The organism is Paenibacillus sp. DCT19 (genome assembly GCF_003268635.1).
Classification (GTDB): domain Bacteria; phylum Bacillota; class Bacilli; order Paenibacillales; family Paenibacillaceae; genus Paenibacillus.
This window is the reverse complement of record NZ_CP029639.1, coordinates 5,540,001-5,557,948: the sequence shown is the minus strand read 5'-3', so window position 1 is coordinate 5,557,948 and position 17,948 is coordinate 5,540,001. Positions and strand designations below refer to the sequence as shown.

Below are 17,948 nucleotides of genomic sequence, written 5' to 3'. Positions count from 1 at the left end.
GATATGTTGAAGATTCGTACGTTTACACTCGGCCCGCTACAGACCAACGCTTATCTTGTGCAGGGGAGGATCCGGGCAAAGCAGTCATCATCGACCCAGGAATGAACCCGAGTGCACTGGTGAAGGCGATTCAGGATCTGGAGATTGAAGCAATTTTGTTGACGCATGCTCATTTTGATCATATGGGTGGTGTAGACGAAATCCGCAAATTGAAGGGTTGTCCTGTTTACTTGCACGATTTGGAGAGCGAATGGTTGTCATCTCCGAAGTTAAATGGGTCGATGAACTGGCCACAAGCAACACCGCCGCTTTCGACAGATCCTGCCGAATATGCGATGGACGAGGGACAGAAACTGAACTTTATCGGTCATACATTCAACGTATTCCATACTCCAGGTCATTCACCTGGTAGTGTGAGCTTGTTGTGTGGTGAAGATCTATTTGCTGGAGATGTTCTATTCCGTATGGGTGTAGGAAGAACCGATCTAACAGGTGGACGTGAACGCGATCTGATCGATTCGATCCAGAATAAGCTGTACACCTTTGGCGATGAAGTTAGAGTGCACCCTGGTCATGGACCAAAAACAACCATCGGATATGAGAAGCAGAATAATCCTTACGTATCCGCAAGGTAATTCGACAAGCTTATGGGCGAATGATAACAATCTGTCATTTTGATGAGAAGAAAGTCTGGACAAGTGACATTTTTTTCATTAGAATAGCAATTAGTTGTTACAAGCTGTACAGCATCATCTAACTGAAGCGTTAATCAGAAATACCCAACCTTGCGAAGCACGCAGACTGTGGTCTATACCCGGTTTGCGTTCTTTTTTTGTTTATAGACATTTTATCACTGCAATTCAGTAGAAATTAGGAAGTAGAGATTGTTTAGAATGATGATGAAGATAGCAAATAGGAGATCATGAGAGTGAGGAATCTAGAAGTGGAGAAAACAAGAGTTATTCCAATGGCACAAAGTTTCAAGTATCCGGTCATTGAAGAGAGCTGTCGTATAATAGAAAGTGGAAAAAGAGAAGTAGGAACCGAACAAGATTTAATACATAATCCTAGCGTGAATAATGAAGAGTTGAAGTCTGAGCAGAATATATGGATAAGCCATGTGTTAAGAAACAAAGCGCATAACCAACCGTGGTTTGACAAGTTGCAAGATTACAGGAATCCAGTCTGATTGCCCGGGAAATTGTCAGGTTTAAATTTTAATGGAGTTTTTTGAGGTGAATTGCGGTTAGACAATGTCATTTTGCTTCTCTTTGAGTCTAACGTGGTCGATTAAGTAAGAATTGAAGAATAGTTGATGGAGTTGGATTTTCAAGCTCAGATGCTTGTAGCCAGGGGATTCGATACGATTGCTTGACTTACTGCTGGAAATGAATGAGGTATGGAATACACTACTCTTAATTAACCTGTTCATGCTATAATCACTTTTCATTTAGTTTGTATGTAAGTTGTGTAGTCAAAACAATAAAGTTTTATCATGTGGACTCTGGTCACTGGATCAATTGAGCCTTGCGATAATGGGCAGAACACGGCAACAATCGTTTAAGGAATGACCTTCCAAAAAGATTTTGCACAAATATGTTGTATAATTCTAGTATTCCTAGACATCGCTATTCTTTTCTAGTAGACTATACAAATAATTAAAAGTTAGACTACCAGGAGGTTAGACGATGCTACGTTTAGGAGAGAAGGTTGTCATCGTCGCGGATGCGTTTGAGCAGAATCTTCCTGTGGGGGAATATGGATTCATCATCGCTTATGACCGGAATCCGGACAATGCGTTCGATTACGTGCTTCGAGTGCCGCAAATGAACCGGAACTTTTTTGTTCCAGCCGGTGACGTTGATCTGGAAGAGGTTCTGCTGAAGCAAGAAGCTGAGCGGGTCGAGCGAGAAGCGTTGATAGATTACGCCCTTGCGACACACAATGAGAAGCTGTTTCATCATCTGATGAACGGAGATTTTCAAGCTGTGGAAGAGGAAGAGGAAACCGCGGACGAAGTGATGTCACAGGCGGATTTTATAAAGCAGGTTAATCTGCGAGCATGGATTTAGAGAGTCGGCTGATGCCGACTCTTTTTTATTTTCTAATATAATGATCAATTTGATAAATCTTTAGCTACTTTAAGCAAAACTTGATATAGATCGGATTCATCAATAAATTGATATCTATTTATATAATGTTCAGAATCGGTTCAGAGATATTTGATAGAATATCTTCCGTTGAAGAAGGGTAATCCCTATCAATCTTACGTAGGTGAGAGAGGAAGATATGAATATGAGAAGGATTCATCAGAATGGTAAGAAATTCATTATGATGTTGTTGGCTTGTGTAGTCATTTTGGGAGGCGTTCCAATCTTTCCGACATGGGTTGCAGACCAGGCATATGCTTCTGTTGATGAAGAATGGACATCGCTCGGGAATGCTGGTTTTTCTGAAGGAGAAGCTTCTGCTCCCAAGCTGGCGATGGATCAATCAGGTAATACATATGTGGCTTATACGGATTTAGGTGACAGTTTCAAAGCTACGGTGATGAAGTATAGTGTCTCCGATGGCTGGCAGCTTGTTGGTGAGAGAGGTTTATCGAGCGGTTCAGCAATTGGAATTACGCTTGTACTAGATCAACAGGGGACTCCGTATATCGGATTTCAGGATAACAATGAGGATGGTAAAGCAACAGTTATGAGATATAATGTGGTCAATGATGGGTGGGAACCGGTAGGACAAGCTGGTTTTACACCAAATAGCGCGAACTATCCTTCGCTTGCGCTGGATCAGGCGGGCAATCCTTATGTTGCTTTTAAAGACGGTGTTAGTGGAAAGGCATCAGTAATGGCATATAACAGCGATTTGATGAGATGGGATTTGGTCGGAACAGCCGATTTCTCCCCAGACGTGAATAGCTCTGTGTCATTGGTGCTTGATCAAGCAGGAACACCATATGTAGCTTTTCAGGATAGTTCCTCCAATACGACGGTTATGAGATATAGCGCTGATACTTGGGAATTGGTAGGACAAGCGGGCATCTCACCTGGATATACTTCTTCACCATCGCTTGCACTGAATTCTTCAGGTAGGCCATATATCGCATTTAGTGACGATACATCTAAATTGACAGTAATGAGATTCAAGAGTGAGACAGAAAGCTGGGAAACCGTTGGTGAATCGGGGTTCTCTCCAGGTTCCATTTCTTCACCGTCAATTGTAGTAGATCAGATGGGTGTAACTTATGTTGCCTTTAAGGATGGTGCAAACGGTCATAAAGTAACCGTTATGAGTTATAGCCAAAATGGTTGGCAGTATGTAGGTCAAGCTGGTTTCTCAGCAGATGTGGTAGCTACGCCTGCACTTGCACTAGATCCTCAATATGGCCAACCCTATGTGGTTTATCAGGATACATCTGAGCAATCCAAAGCAACCGTAATGCGTTTTGGATCTAAACCCCTGTACACCATCACTTACGATGGAAATGGAGCTCAGACAGGCAGTGCACCCATCGATAATCAGCAATACCATGAACAAGCAGGTGTAACTGTTCAAGACAACACAGGCGCTTTGGAAAAAGCGGGATATACATTTACTGGCTGGAATACAGCAAGTGATGGAAGTGGAACGAGCTATGAGGCTGGCGATCCGTTAATCATGGGTTCTTCCAACGTAACACTATATGCGATTTGGACACCTTCTTCTTCTGGGGGTACAGATAACCCGGATCTGGAGGAGGATAAATGGAATATTCTTGGTCAAGCAGGCTTCTCAGAAGCAATAGCTTCAGACCAGGATATTACCGTTGATGGGAATGGTACGCCATATGTTATATATTCGGATAGTGCTAAAGACTATAGAGCGACTGTAATGAAATATACCAAAGATAACGGATGGATTGCAGTAGGCGAACCAGGCTTTACTCAGAGTTTTACATCCAAAAACAAAATAGCAATTGACCAGAATGGAACAATATATGTTGCTTATAGTGATGGCAATCGTATTGGCAGTGCCACCGTCATGAAGTACACGGAGCATGATGGCTGGGAGGTTGTTGGATCACCGGGTTTCACTCAGAATAGTTTAAGGACTCTTGATTTGAAACTCGATCTAAATGGTGTGCCTTATGTTGCACCTAATACGGGTTATGATCTTAAGGTGATGAAGTATAATGACGAATCGGATCAATGGGAGTACATTGGCAACCCGGGCTACGACCTGGCAGCCGCGGCGGGCGGAACATTATCTATAAGTCCAAACGGTACTCTGTATGCTGCATACAGTGATACTAATGCAGGCTTCAAATTATCCGTAACGAAATACAACGAAGCCGATGATTCATGGTCGTTGGTTGGTGAACGTGCATTTTCTCATACGGATGTAGCTGAAATTGCGCTCGCAGTGGATCAGAACGAAACGGTGTACGCAGGCTATACAGATCCACGAGGTGGACTTAAACCAACCGTAATGAAATTTGATGATTCGGGCATATGGAAAAATGTTGGAGAGCCTAATTTTTCAGAGCACCAAGCCAATTATTTTTCAATGGTGCTTGATCAAGAAGGAAATCCGTATGTAACGTTTATGGACTTTGCCAATATGAACAAAGCAACGGTTATGAAGTATAGCGAGGTTAACGGTTGGGAAGCGTTAGGGGGAGCTGGAGTCTCAGAAGGAATTGCAATGGATACCAGACTGGCGATTAACAAAGATGGAGCCCTTTACCTTGCGTTTAGAGAAGGAATTAGTGCACCCAAATCAACAGTGATGTCTTATGTTCCATCTAAGAGCTATCAAATTCGGTATGACAGTAACGGGGCTACATCAGGAAGTGTACCTTTAGATGACCAGATGTATAAGTCACAATCGCAGGTGACCATTTTGGGTAACACAGGCAATCTAGTGAAGACAGGACATACTTTTGCAGGATGGAATACGGCTGCCGATGGTAGTGGACATAACTATGGTGCAGGGGATATTCTGCTCGTAGGAAAATCGAACGTTATTTTGTACGCGAAGTGGACTGCTTCGAATAATGGTGGATCTGGAGGCTCCGGTGGATCTGGAGGTTCTGGCGGATCATCCGATGGAGGAAGTGGTACGACTCCGGGTAGTGGTAGCAATTCTGGAGGTACTGGAAACGCAGCGACAGGTGCATCACCATCTGGCGGAGGAGCATCATCTTCTGGTGAGGGTGCAACCAACTCAGGTGTCACGATCTTAGTGAATGGAAAGCCGGAAACAGTGGGAACCTTGAGCAAAACTCAATTGAATGGGCAGAATGTGTTGACTCTGACCGTTGATGAGCAAGCTGTTATGCAAAAATTGCAGGCAGAAGGCAAGGGAGCCATAGTGACCCTTCCTGTGCAAAGCGGCGAAAAAGACCGAGTTAACGGTGAACTGTCTGGAAGATTAGTGAAGTTCATGGCAGATCAAGAAGCTGTACTTGTGCTACAGACAGATGCGGCTACGTATTCCTTGCCTTCGCGTTTGGTGGATATTAGTATGCTAGCCCAACAACTTGGCGTGGATAACCATCTTGAGGATATGATTCTTCATTTGCAAATTTCCCCTGCTTCAGCAGATAGCGTATCCGAAGTGGAGGAAGCAGGACGTGTAAACGGCTTTAGCTTGATTGGTTCGCTGTTAGAATTCAATATCACGGCCACATATGAGGGTAAATCTGTGAGTGTAGACCAATTTAACGAGTATGTGGAACGAGCAATAAAACTACCTAGTGAGATTGATTCCATGCAGGTGACGACAGGAGTAGTTGTTGAGAAGGATGGCAGCATACGTCATGTACCAACCAAGATTTCGAATATTAACGGTGTGAACTATGCGAAGATCAATAGTTTGACCAATAGTGTATATGGTCTGGTCTGGAATCCACGAACTTTCACGGATGTTGCGGGACACTGGGCAGAAGCAGAAGTAAACGATATGGGCTCACGTATGGTTATTCGTGGAGTAACGGATACAATATTTAACCCAGATGAGCGTATTACACGTGCTGAATTCACGGCTGTTCTAGTAAGAGCGTTGGGGCTGCAAAGCAATACAGCTAATAACCAGTTTAGCGATGTGAGTCCAAGTGATTGGTATGCAGGTGTAATTAGCGCTGCGGCTGATTATGGTCTTATCGATGGTTACACAGACGGTGGGTTCCATCCTGCACAGGATATCACTCGTGAGGAAGCGATGATGATAATTCATCGGACGATGAAAATCACTGGCTTGGATCGTAAGCTGGATATAAATGCAAGCCAAGATTTTTCACGGTTTACCGATATGAATCAAGTGTCCGATTGGGCCAAAGAAGCGGTGGACATCAGTCTACAATCTGGAGTTGTATCTGGTCGAAGTAACGAGAACATTTCTCCGAAATCTATGATTACTCGGGCAGAGACGGCTGTGCTTGTTCGACGGCTGTTGCAGCAATCAGGTCTTATTTAATAAGGTAATTCCAAAAGTCCAACCTTTTTTTGAACACGCACTAGTATTAATTCTAAACAGGTTGGTAACCAAGGGCAGCGCGTTTAGCGCTGCCTTTTTGGCAGTTATGAACAAGAACGAATATTGGATAGTATGGAGAACAGGTCATTTGCATTGAATTGTCGAACTATCTCCCCTATAATAAAAAAAGTTATCTTGGGACTTTAGCCCGTTAAACGAGCGATTCGTTTTAGGCGGTTTCGGGAAGTTGAACGAAATGAAGGAGGCCATCCGAAAATGAGTATTTCAAACAATGACGTTCAGCATGTGGCCAAGCTGGCTAGGCTCAATCTGACCTCGGATGAAGAGCAGATGCTGACAGGACAGTTGAACGCGATTTTAAAATATGCAGAGAAGCTGAATGAGCTGAACACAGACGATATTGCACCTACCAGTCACGTTCTGCACGTAAGCAACGTGATGCGTGAAGATGAGACAAAAGAAAGTTTGTCAATCGAACAGGTAATGCACAATGCACCGGATGAAGAAGAAGGCCAATTCAAAGTGCCTGCTGTAATGGAATAACCGATAACCGGAAGGAGGACGAACATCGTGAGTTTATTTGAACAATCGTTGCCGGAGATACATAACAAGCTGCACGCCAAGGAATTGTCGGTCAGCGATCTCGTGAATCAGGCATATGAGAACATTGGTGTACGTGAAGATAAGGTAAGGGCATATTTGGCATTGGATGAGGAACGCGCTCGTACCCGTGCACGTCAGCTGGATGACCGTCTCGTTAGTGGAGAGGAGAAAGGTCTGCTCTTTGGATTGCCAGTAGGGATCAAGGACAATATCGTTACGAACGGATTGCGTACGACATGTGCTAGCCAATTTCTGAGTAATTTCGACCCGGTGTATGATGCAACGGTTGTGGAGAAACTTAGAGCGGCAGATACTGTGACGATCGGTAAATTGAACATGGATGAATTCGCTATGGGCGGATCAAATGAAAATTCAAGCTTCTATCCTGTTCGTAATCCATGGGCACTGGATCGTGTACCTGGTGGATCGAGCGGTGGGTCGGCAGCAGCTGTTGCAGCCGGCGAGGCATATTTCACCCTTGGATCAGATACAGGTGGTTCAATTAGACAGCCGGCTTCGTATTGCGGTGTAGTCGGTCTGAAGCCAACGTATGGCTTAGTATCTCGATTTGGTCTGGTAGCTTTCGCATCGTCATTGGATCAGATCGGCCCATTGACCAAAAATGTCGAAGATTCTGCTTATGTTCTGCAAGCTATTGCTGGTTATGATGCCAAAGATTCGACATCTGCCAAAGTCGACATTCCTGATTATTTGAGCGGTCTTACTGGTGATGTCAAAGGTCTTCGCATTGCTGTGCCGAAGGAATACATCGGTGAAGGTGTTGATCCAGCGGTTAAAGATAAGGTTATGGAGGCACTCAAGGTATTGGAAGGACTTGGAGCAACTTGGGAAGAAGTATCACTCCCGCATACCGAATATGCAGTTGCTACCTATTACTTGCTCTCTTCCTCCGAAGCTTCATCGAACCTTGCTCGGTTTGATGGTGTTCGTTATGGTGTGCGTGCAGAGAATCCTGAAAATCTGCTCGATCTGTATCATCAGTCCCGTAGTCAGGGCTTTGGACCAGAGGTGAAACGACGCATCATGCTGGGTACGTATGCGCTTAGCTCCGGATACTATGATGCTTATTACCTGAAAGCACAGAAAGTACGTACATTGATCAAGCAAGATTTCGACAATGTATTTGCTAAATATGATGTGATTATCGGACCAACTGCTCCAACAACCGCGTTCAAACTAGGTTCTCAAGTGGACGATCCACTGACAATGTACCTTAATGATATTCTGACGATTCCGGTCAGTCTTGCTGGTGTACCTGCAGTTAGCATTCCATGTGGCTTCTCAGATGGACTTCCTGTTGGGTTGCAGATTATTGGTAAAGCCTTTGATGAAACAACCGTACTGCGTGTAGCGCATGCGTTTGAACAAAATACGGAATTCCACAAGCAGCGTCCGCAGCTGTAGACTGCCCGGAACGGAGGAATATAGAAATGTCCGCATCTAAATATGAAACGGTCGTTGGACTTGAGGTCCACGTCGAGTTGCACACGAACTCCAAAATTTTCTGCGGTTGCTCCACAGCCTTTGGAGCACCGCCTAATACGCATACTTGCCCTGTCTGTCTCGGACACCCAGGTGTATTGCCGGTATTGAATCGTCAAGCAGTTGATTACGCGATGAAAGCGGCAATGGCTCTGAACTGTACGATTGCTGATGTCAGTAAGTTTGACCGTAAAAACTACTTCTACCCGGATTCTCCAAAAGCGTACCAGATCTCCCAATTTGATCAGCCTATTGGTGAGAACGGTTGGATTGATATCGAAGTGAATGGTGAAACGAAACGGATCGGCATTACACGTCTCCATTTGGAGGAAGATGCAGGTAAGCTGACTCACGTTGATGGCGGCTATGCTTCATTGGTTGACTTCAACCGTGTAGGTACACCGCTTGTCGAGATTGTCTCTGAACCAGAGATTTCTTCACCTGAAGAAGCGCGTGCTTATCTTGAGAAGCTGCGTGCAATCATGCAGTATTGTGAAGTGTCCGATGTGAAGATGGAAGAAGGCTCGCTTCGTTGTGATGCCAACATCAGTTTGCGTCCACATGGACAAGAGAAGCTGGGTACACGGGCTGAGCTCAAAAACATGAACTCCTTCCGTGGTGTTCAGCGTGGTTTGGAATATGAACAATTCCGTCAAGCTGAGATCCTGGATGATGGCGGTGAAGTGGTGCAAGAGACTCGTCGTTGGGACGAGGCTCAAGGCAAAACACTAACGATGCGTGGCAAAGAACAAGCGCATGACTATCGTTATTTCCCAGATCCAGATCTAGTTAACCTGCATATTGATGATGCTTGGAAAGAGCGGATTAGAGCTTCAATTCCTGAGCTTCCAGACCAGCGTAAAGCTCGTTATACTGCGGATTATGGGCTGCCAAGTTATGATGCTGAGGTCATTACTTCATCCAAAGCGATTGCAGATCTTTTTGAAGATAGCTTGAAATACACACAAGATGCCAAAACGGTATCCAACTGGATCATGGGTGAATTGCTCGCTCACTTGAACACCAGTAACTTAGAGTTGTCTCAGGTTCCACTGACAGGACAAGGTCTTGGTGAGATGATTGGACTGCTTGAGAAGGGCACAATTAGCAGCAAGATTGCCAAAACAGTATTCAAAGAAATGCTGGAAAGTGGCAAACTTCCACAACAAATCGTAGAAGAGAAAGGTCTTGTCCAAATTAGTGACGAGGGAGCTATTCTTACGATTGTTGAGCAGGTTGTTGCAAACAACCCTCAATCCGTTGAGGATTACAAGGCTGGTAAACAAAAAGCCATCGGTTTCTTGGTTGGTCAGGTTATGAAAGAAAGTAAGGGGAAAGCCAATCCAGGCTTAGCCAATAAACTACTGACAGACGTACTGAACCGCTAATCCAGCCGGTGAGACCGGATCGAAAGAGGCTCGTCCCTGTGACAGCCTCTTTTTTGTAAAAAATATACTAAGGATAACGACGATAGAAGCATGTTCTATCTATGGAGTATCCATGTACATGTTTTTTACAGCTGGATACCTTATTCACAAGGGTTTACTTAGATTACGCAGGAGGGAGATGAGGAAAAGTGCATATCCAAGCATTGGCACTGGACGATATGGAGACCGTGAGCCAGCTTTGGCGGCTTCAGCATGTGGCATATCGCTTAGAAGCTGAAATCATCGGATTTCAGGAGATTCCTCCTCTGATGGATACGATCGAGACACTCCAGAACTGTGGGGAGACGTTTTATGGTTGCATAGATGCTGATGGTGAGCTTCTCGGGGCTGTCGCAGTTGCTAAAGAAGAGGAAGATACGTTGACGATCACACGAATGATGGTGCATCCGGATCATTTTCGTCAAGGAATCGCTGCTACATTAATGTTTCATGTGTTTGAGCAGTATCCCCATGTGCCTCGATATATCGTGTCTACAGGTACTTTGAACCAGCCCGCAGTGAATCTGTACACTAAATTCGGCTTCAACCCCGTAGAGACTGTCCAAATTGCACCTGGCGTGGAGCTAACGACGTTTCATAAGAGATAGTCTCATCTCAGCCATCCTAGGTATGAAACATTAATTAGGGAATAAATATTAGATATTAACGATTAAAGCTGTTAACAACTTGGAGGGGGAACACCGGCTTTGGGTAATCCTTGGTTTATTGATGAGTGGCATATTTTGTTAAGGTTATTACTTGCGATGTTATTGGGAGGGCTTGTAGGATTAGAACGAGAACGTTCGAATCATGCGGCTGGTTTGCGTACGCATATCTTGGTATGTCTTGGCTCTGCACTAATTATGATGTTATCTGTTTATGGATTTAAAGATTTTGCAAATGAATTAAATGTACGGATCGATCCGGCACGTCTAGCGACGGCGGTTATTACGGGTGTCGGATTTCTAGGAGCAGGTACGATTCTTTTTACCGGAAAATCAATCACTGGTTTAACGACTGCAGCATCAATCTGGGTGGTTGCAGCCATTGGGCTTGCCGCAGGCGCAGGATTCTTTTTTGCATCGATCGTATCCACAGTTTTAGTTCTGCTTAATCTTTGGGTATTTAACAAGCTGGAGTTAAGGTACATTCGGGGCAACAAGCTTCATGTCGTCACACTTCATACGTTATCTGAACCCGGCTTTCTGGAGCAGATCTCTGCCTTTTTGGAACATGAGAAGATCAAAATACGCAAAATTACAGTAAATGAACAAGATTTGGCTTTTGCTGAAGTAATCTCAGTCGAGCGTAAAATTGAAGTTGTACTGCATGTCCATGTACCGCATGATTATAGTACAGTACAGCTTGTATCCAAATTGAGACAACGAGAGCATATTACCAAGGTGTCTGTAGAATAAATGAATTGAACCCTCCCCAGGCCAGTAGTGGCGGAGGGTTTTTGCTTGTATCCATTTTTCTTCCAGTTACTCTTCTGTCGCTTTAGGGTACTATCTAACCAAATGCACGAAGAACGTGAGCATCATTTTTTGAGGAAAGGGGCATGTCATGGTAAGCAAGAAGCAACCCAAACCCGTTCGGAATCGAACACATAAATTCCTCGCCGGGTTATTAAGCGCGATTATTCCTGGCATGGGGCATATCTATTTGCGCCTGTATATGAGAGGTCTTACGTTTATGCTGCTCATTCTACTGGACTTGTCGGCGCTCTTGTATTTCTCGTCGATTGGCATACAGATTAATGTACCACTGTTGATCCTGCTGGCTTTGTTCATCCCGATTATTTATTTCTACAATGTGTATGATGTCTTACAATCTGCAGACTGGGTTATGATGCGCAGGCGTAGAGTGAGTGTGCTTGGGGGTTCGGACAAGCCTGAAACGAATGAGCGTGCTGCAGGAGAGGCGCTTATGGTCTGGGAGAGAGGGGTATCATTTGGATTGTTGCTCATTGTAGGAGGAGCACTTATGGTACTTTTCTTCCGTAAGCCTCGTTGGTTCCAAGAGATTTTGGCGCTGTATGGGGGATATGTGTTTGCAGTTTTATTAATTATAGGTGGCCTAATTTTATTCGGTCGTGAAATATGGGTTATGCTGCGTAAAACGAAAGTATAGATGACGTTATTTTAGGAGGGGAAACGATGAACCGTAAAATCCGAGTGGGTCGCTATACGGCTGCCTCCTTAATCATAACAGTTGGTATTTTATTGATTATGGATAAGCAGTGGGGGACCGACTACTTCTATGAAATCGTGGATTGGTGGCCATTGCTGCTCATTGCACTTGGTTTTGAGTGCATCCTATTATTTCTTTGGTATCTTCGCAAGAGAAAGACCTTAAACGAGGAAGTAAAGGGCGAGAAGGTAAAAATGCGTTTTAGACCTGATGCAAAAGGCATTTTGGCATCTCTTGTGCTTACCGCTTCTGTGTTTATTGTGACAGAGCAGGATCACTACATGCATTTATGGAACAGGGTGAGTCTTAATCTCGGAGCTGCATCAATGGACTATAGCCAAGCTGCTGGATACATGCAAGATAAAGGAACCATACGTGTGCCAGTAGAGATGGAGACGTCGGATATAGTCGTTCAGGGCGTGAATGGAGATATTGCCGTTCAGCGCGGAGACACTGACGAAATTGAAGTTCGTACGGTTGTCTGGGTGGACAATGCTTCAGAGGTACAGGCTAAAGCTGTAGCAGATGCTTCTTTTGTTGAGACAGAAGGCACGAAGGTTATTTATGTCAGAGCTACGGGCAAGACTTATGGAGAAAATGAAAAAACACAGCCACGTATGAATATGACCATTACTGTCCCTGACGACCGTCGTTTCAATCTGGACATTCGTACATCCAATGGAGCGATCTTATTGAATCGTCCTGAAGCGATTAGCACGATTTTGGCTGAGACGGGAAACGGGCGTATTCGAATTACGAATGCGGTTGGCGATATTTCTGGTAAAACGCTTAATGGTGATGTGATTGTAGCTAATGCAATCGGCAATGTTGATTTGGACAGTAATCGAGGAGATATGAAAGCCCGCGGGATATCTGGAGATGTGGATCTAACCACACAAGTTGGCAGCATCAGTATTACCGCTTCTGTTGGTGAGTTTACGGCGGAGACTAGGAATGGAAATATCACCCTAGACAATGCGAATCTGGGAATCAGAGCTCAATCGTTAAATGGAAGCATCAGTATTACTTCGACCAAGATCGGCGGCGATTGGGAAGTGTACAGTGCGGTCGGCGCAATTAATATATTGATACCAAATTTAGGTGACTATAAATTGAATGGTTCTAGCAGCTATGGCGACCTAGTAACAGATTTGCCGTTTACAGTGCGGAACAAAACGATTGAAGGTCAATTAGGCGAAGGGGAATATACGGTCAAAGTTGAAGGAAACAGCGATCTAACGATTAATGAGAATCCTGAAGTCATGACACCCCGTGTAGATGCACAAGATGTAGATAACACAGGGGATGACGTGGAACAGGTGAATGAGAATGAACAAAATTCCCAGGACAATCCACCGGAAGTTCCGTGACTGCCGCGTTGACAACAAACTTGTAGTCGCCGTACAATAACTATCATAAGGTAAGGTGACACGGTGGGATAGGCGGTTGGCCGTTGTTCCTGCCTAAGATCAAACTCTGATTGGCGTTACATGGTAATGTGATCTCCCTTCAGAGAACGAAAGGTAAGGCGGTGGGTTTTATGGCAACACGTGTCCAACATGCGTTGGAGCATCTGAAAACGACCGGTGTCCGTATTACACCCCAGCGTCATGCCATATTGAATTATCTGATGGAATCTATGGGGCATCCAACAGCCGATGAAATTTACCGTGCGCTTGAACCCCAATTTCCCAGTATGAGCGTGGCGACTGTATATAACAATTTGAAGATGTTTTTGGAAGCCGGCATGGTTCGGGAATTAACATACGGAGACAACTCAAGTCGCTTCGATGCCAATGTCACGGATCATTATCATGTGATATGTGATCAATGCGGCAAGATCGAAGATTTCAGCTATCCTTCTTTAAAAAGCGTGGAGCTGCAGGCGGAGACAAGTACTGGATTTGAAGTACATGGTCATCGACTGGAAGTGTACGGTGTATGTAAAAGTTGCAGGACTTAAGAGAGTTGAATTACAATATTAACGTGCGGAATTCGGTTGAATTCTTCACGTTTTTTGTTTTTAAGGCGATTAGATGATGTTATGTATGCATAATGACTAAGATTCAGCATGAATAACGGAGGTAGACTGTTGAGTAGAAAAAACAGATATACACGTCAGAAACGTCGCTCGTTCTGGCCTGGTTTCCTTGGGGCTTGTATCGTTGCGGGCGCTGCGTACTGGCTCATTACGAGTGTATGGCTTAATCCAACCTATGAGGAACCCGATTGGATTGGGATGAAGCAACCTATTTTTGTAGAAGGACAGCGTATGGAGGGGCAAGCTTCAGGTACAGGCAACGAGCTCAAGTTACCTGTCAGCGTTTTGCAGGACGTAATTGATCCAGGCATTCGTTATGAAGCGGCTACAGGTGATATTATTATTGCTTCGCCTCAACGAGTGCTGCATATGAAGGTAGGTAGTACACAAGCAGAATTGAATCATAAAGACTTTCCGATGTCGGTAGAGCCGGAGGTAGTAGGGGATGAAGCTTACATTCCGCTTAAACCTCTGAAGGAAGTCTATGGCATAGCGATACAAGAAGATTCAACAACCGGTGCAGTTCTACTCATGCGCGGGGAGATACGATTCAATATGCCACAGTGAATACCGGCTCAACCAAAGCAGATAAGACGGTTCCACTCTACAAGCAAGGGGAAGAACGTTCTCCTATTATTGCGGATATGCTGCAAGACGACCGGGTACGGGTATGGCAGACTGGGGATGAACAAAGTTTTGTACAGCTCGACAATGGGTATGCCGGTTACATGGACAATAAAAATATCACCCTCACTGAGCAAAAGGAGCTGGACAAGCCCCAGTTCACACTTACCGAAGCCGAGAAGAAGTGGCAGAGTAAGCCTGTAAACTTGGTTTGGGAGGCCGTGTATAATCGGCAACCAGATATTGCGTCCATTGGCAAGTTGCCAGGAGTGAATGTAGTTAGTCCAACCTGGTTCCACATTACAGATGGCCAAGGCAGCCTGAGAAGCAAAGCAGACAAAAGCTATGTGAACTGGGCTCACCGCTCTGGTATGGAAGTATGGGGACTGATGGACAATAGTTTTGATCCGGATATTACGAAGGAAGCAATGGCATCGTATGAGACACGGACACATATTATTGAGCAGATGTTGACATATGCGCAGACCTATCAGCTAGATGGGATCAATATTGATTTTGAGAATGTCTATACGGATGACGGTCCTAACATAACTCAATTTGTGCGTGAAATTAAAGCGATGGCACGTATTCATGGTTTGATGCTCTCTGTTGATGTGACACCAAAATCCAACAGTGAGATGTGGTCGGCTTTTCTAGATCGTCGTTCGTTAGGTGCTTTCGCAGACTATATTGTTGTGATGGCTTATGATGAACACTGGGCTGCAAGTCCAAAGGCGGGATCAGTAGCATCACTGCCATGGACAGAGGCATCTATGCGTCGTATTTTAGAAGAAGACGAAGTGCCTGCCAATAAACTAATTATGGCTGTGCCGTTATACACACGGATATGGACTGAAGAGAAGAATGAACAGGGAGAAGTCAAGGTTTCTTCGAAGGCAGTAGGTATGAATACTGTTACAGATCTGATTAAGGAAAAGAAATTAAAGCCTGTGCTGGATCAAGCCAGTGGACAGAACTATGTGGAATATGAGGAAGATGGCGCAACGAAGAAAATATGGATAGAAGACGCTGTGTCGCTCCAGGCACGTGTAGATTTGATTGATTCGCTGGAACTTGGCGGCGTTGCTGCGTGGAATCGCAGTTTTGCAAACGCCTCTGCATGGGAAGTACTGAAACGAGCTGGTTATGGCAAATGAACTTATTTTAATTTATCATCGGTACACGATTAAGAACCTAATGAACAACGCAATAAGATTATAATCTTCGTTTCGTTAATCCCATTGTTGAATTCAAAAAGGCCCGGAGTGATTATTCCGGGTCTTTTTGTTATTGAAATCTTGTGGGCACTAACAACGGTCGCGAATGATGGGTATCTAAGGAGTTGAGTTTATCTTTCTCGTCTGTTTAATTCCTAGTCTGTACTCGAAGGAGAAGGCGCTTTCAGTTGTGGGGCAATTGTATTGGCCTGTGTGGGATCTAGGGTGAGGATGGTATGACAGAACATGCAACGATCCGTCTTACCTAGCATTTTGGTTAACTTGCCGCACTCTGGACAATCAACTTGCACAGCGCTCGTTGACAGCATCCCTGCCCAAAAGTAGATCGCCAGACTAGCTAGCATAGCAACTAGCCCAATAACGAGTCCTACAGCAGCAAATACCTTGCCAGCATGTCCCCAGAATACAATTCCGGCCGTACCCAGGACCATTAGACCCATACCTAGCATGGTAAGCAACAGTCCCCAAGTGCGAAAAGCATTAATTTTAGCTGATTTAAAAATCATGAAAAATGCTCCTAACGTATGAGTAGTATCGTACCTGGAAAAGAAGGAAACTTCAGCCTGCTTGTAGAATTATATTATAACTGACTTGGCGCATATCTGCCATGAATTGTATGGAGGGACTCGTGGAATTAAAGAACCTAGCCTTTTTATCCGGACAGTCGGAAGAGACGGGAGCAGTTGGGGCTATCGCTTATTCCCACCCAGGAGAGCGATTCCACGGCTCCCTGATTCAGGATTTCGAATTGCTTGTACTTATTATATGTGAATCAGATGAGGTTGCATCTAAGGTAGGGCACTATAAATATGGTGATCTGCGTTATCAGATCATGTATGCAAGTCGACACGAGCTGCGAAGCAGTGTGATCACTGGTGACAATGACAACATGATGCAATGCCTTATAGAAGGAGAGATCATCTGGGAAGTTGACGGTGCTATAAGTGCCCTGCGAGATGAGCTGTCTACGTTTAGCCAAGAATTGAGAGAGCAGAAGCTTCTGCATGAATTTGCTAGCTTTCTTAGAATGTATGTGGAGTCGAAACGCTACATTCAGGAAGGGCATGTGGTGGATGCATATTACAATGTACTTGAGGCTCTAGGGAACTGGGCTAGAATCGTATTAATCGAACAGGGAATATACCCGGATCATGCTGTTTGGACACATGTACAGAGCTTGGATCGGGCATTATGGAAGCTATATCAGGAGCTTACCGTCAGCTCAGAGACACTAGAGCAACGTGTGGAGCTTGTTCTACTAGCTTGCGAGTTTTCTGTCATGTCCAAAATGAGTGAAAGCTCGGGATTGCTACTACGTGTGCTTGGTAGCCGGAAAGAACCTTGGAGTATGGATGAACTTGTTCATCATCCTCAATTAAGGTTTGTAGCCAAAGATCTTCCGCTTGTCCTGCGTAAGCTGGTTTTCCGTTCATTAGTGAAGGAATCACCTGGCTGGCCTTCCTTGATCGGGGGAGAAGGGCGCGAGATCCGCTACTGGATCGAGAGTTAAATGACTGCTGCACTCTACAGTTTAACTGTGTAAAAAGAGGAGGGGAAACCTTCCTTTTTTGTTTGTTTAATAATTTATAAAAAAATGTTGACTCTTAATTATGATTTATGATACATTATATTTCGTTCCTCAAACGCAGAATGTTGTAACAAACAGTCAAATTCTGCTGGAGAACATCGAGAACAAAACGCTTCAAAAAAGAAATAAAAAAAGTTCTTGACGAAAATAACTGAAATGTGTTACATTATAAAAGTCGCCGCTGAAAATGTGGTTGACACAAAAATGAGTAACATGATTCAAGTTTGATCTTTGAAAACTGAACAACGAGT

Annotated in this window: 15 protein-coding genes and 1 pseudogene; 15 read left to right on the top strand and 1 reads right to left on the bottom strand. The window is 44.4% G+C overall.

The window, feature by feature from the left end; translation table 11 throughout:
- Positions 1-3: 3 nt before the first annotated feature.
- From DMB88_RS25345 to DMB88_RS25285, 14 genes and pseudogenes are all read left to right on the top strand, one after another.
- Positions 4-635: pseudogene (locus DMB88_RS25345) on the top strand (MBL fold metallo-hydrolase).
- 293 nt (positions 636-928) lie between these two features.
- Positions 929-1,189 (top strand): hypothetical protein, encoded by a 261-nt coding sequence (locus DMB88_RS25340; RefSeq protein ID WP_128103547.1) that lies wholly within the window; start codon positions 929-931, stop codon positions 1,187-1,189.
- Between the two features lie 499 nt (positions 1,190-1,688).
- On the top strand, positions 1,689-2,072 hold the full coding sequence (locus DMB88_RS25335; protein WP_056693448.1) for a hypothetical protein: 384 nt from the start codon (positions 1,689-1,691) through the stop codon (positions 2,070-2,072).
- A 223-nt stretch (positions 2,073-2,295) separates the two neighbouring features.
- The gene (locus tag DMB88_RS25330; protein ID WP_164848788.1) at positions 2,296-6,459 is read left to right on the top strand and encodes an S-layer homology domain-containing protein; all 4,164 of its coding nucleotides are present in this window, start codon (positions 2,296-2,298) and stop codon (positions 6,457-6,459) included.
- A gap of 276 nt (positions 6,460-6,735) precedes the next feature.
- Positions 6,736-7,023: an Asp-tRNA(Asn)/Glu-tRNA(Gln) amidotransferase subunit GatC gene (gene gatC, locus DMB88_RS25325; RefSeq protein WP_128103545.1), complete on the top strand. Its 288-nt coding sequence runs from the start codon at positions 6,736-6,738 to the stop codon at positions 7,021-7,023.
- Positions 7,024-7,050: 27 nt separating this feature from the next.
- Entirely contained in the window at positions 7,051-8,508 is a 1,458-nt protein-coding gene (gene gatA / locus DMB88_RS25320) for an Asp-tRNA(Asn)/Glu-tRNA(Gln) amidotransferase subunit GatA (RefSeq protein ID WP_128103544.1), read from the top strand.
- 26 nt (positions 8,509-8,534) lie between these two features.
- Positions 8,535-9,974 (top strand): Asp-tRNA(Asn)/Glu-tRNA(Gln) amidotransferase subunit GatB, encoded by a 1,440-nt coding sequence (gatB, locus tag DMB88_RS25315; RefSeq protein WP_128103543.1) that lies wholly within the window; start codon positions 8,535-8,537, stop codon positions 9,972-9,974.
- A 218-nt stretch (positions 9,975-10,192) separates the two neighbouring features.
- Complete coding sequence (locus DMB88_RS25310; protein ID WP_164848850.1) at positions 10,193-10,621, top strand: GNAT family N-acetyltransferase; 429 nt, start codon at positions 10,193-10,195, stop codon at positions 10,619-10,621.
- 99 nt (positions 10,622-10,720) lie between these two features.
- Positions 10,721-11,431, top strand: a complete 711-nt coding sequence (locus tag DMB88_RS25305) for an MgtC/SapB family protein (protein ID WP_128103541.1) — start codon at positions 10,721-10,723, stop codon at positions 11,429-11,431.
- A 148-nt stretch (positions 11,432-11,579) separates the two neighbouring features.
- Positions 11,580-12,146, top strand: a complete 567-nt coding sequence (locus DMB88_RS25300) for a hypothetical protein (RefSeq protein ID WP_128103540.1) — start codon at positions 11,580-11,582, stop codon at positions 12,144-12,146.
- A gap of 26 nt (positions 12,147-12,172) precedes the next feature.
- Positions 12,173-13,576: a DUF4097 family beta strand repeat-containing protein gene (locus DMB88_RS25295; RefSeq protein WP_128103539.1), complete on the top strand. Its 1,404-nt coding sequence runs from the start codon at positions 12,173-12,175 to the stop codon at positions 13,574-13,576.
- A gap of 170 nt (positions 13,577-13,746) precedes the next feature.
- Positions 13,747-14,169 (top strand): peroxide-responsive transcriptional repressor PerR, encoded by a 423-nt coding sequence (gene perR, locus DMB88_RS25290; protein WP_056693464.1) that lies wholly within the window; start codon positions 13,747-13,749, stop codon positions 14,167-14,169.
- Positions 14,170-14,298: 129 nt separating this feature from the next.
- Positions 14,299-14,814 carry a stalk domain-containing protein gene (locus DMB88_RS32215; protein WP_368028222.1) on the top strand — a complete coding sequence of 172 codons (516 nt, stop codon included), beginning with the start codon at positions 14,299-14,301 and terminating at the stop codon, positions 14,812-14,814.
- A complete protein-coding gene (locus DMB88_RS25285) occupies positions 14,811-16,028 on the top strand; it encodes a glycosyl hydrolase family 18 protein (protein ID WP_368028221.1) in 1,218 nt (405 codons plus the stop codon). The genes DMB88_RS32215 and DMB88_RS25285 overlap by 4 nt, the downstream gene beginning before the upstream one ends.
- A gap of 215 nt (positions 16,029-16,243) precedes the next feature.
- On the opposite strand, the gene DMB88_RS25280 is transcribed toward DMB88_RS25285, so the two are convergent.
- Positions 16,244-16,615, bottom strand: coding sequence for a DUF2614 family zinc ribbon-containing protein (locus DMB88_RS25280; protein WP_128103538.1), 372 nt, complete (start codon positions 16,613-16,615; stop codon positions 16,244-16,246).
- 122 nt (positions 16,616-16,737) lie between these two features.
- Here DMB88_RS25280 and DMB88_RS25275 point away from each other — a divergent pair, with 122 nt between their 5' ends.
- On the top strand, positions 16,738-17,619 hold the full coding sequence (locus DMB88_RS25275; protein WP_251384338.1) for a nucleotidyltransferase-like protein: 882 nt from the start codon (positions 16,738-16,740) through the stop codon (positions 17,617-17,619).
- Positions 17,620-17,948 lie beyond the last annotated feature (329 nt).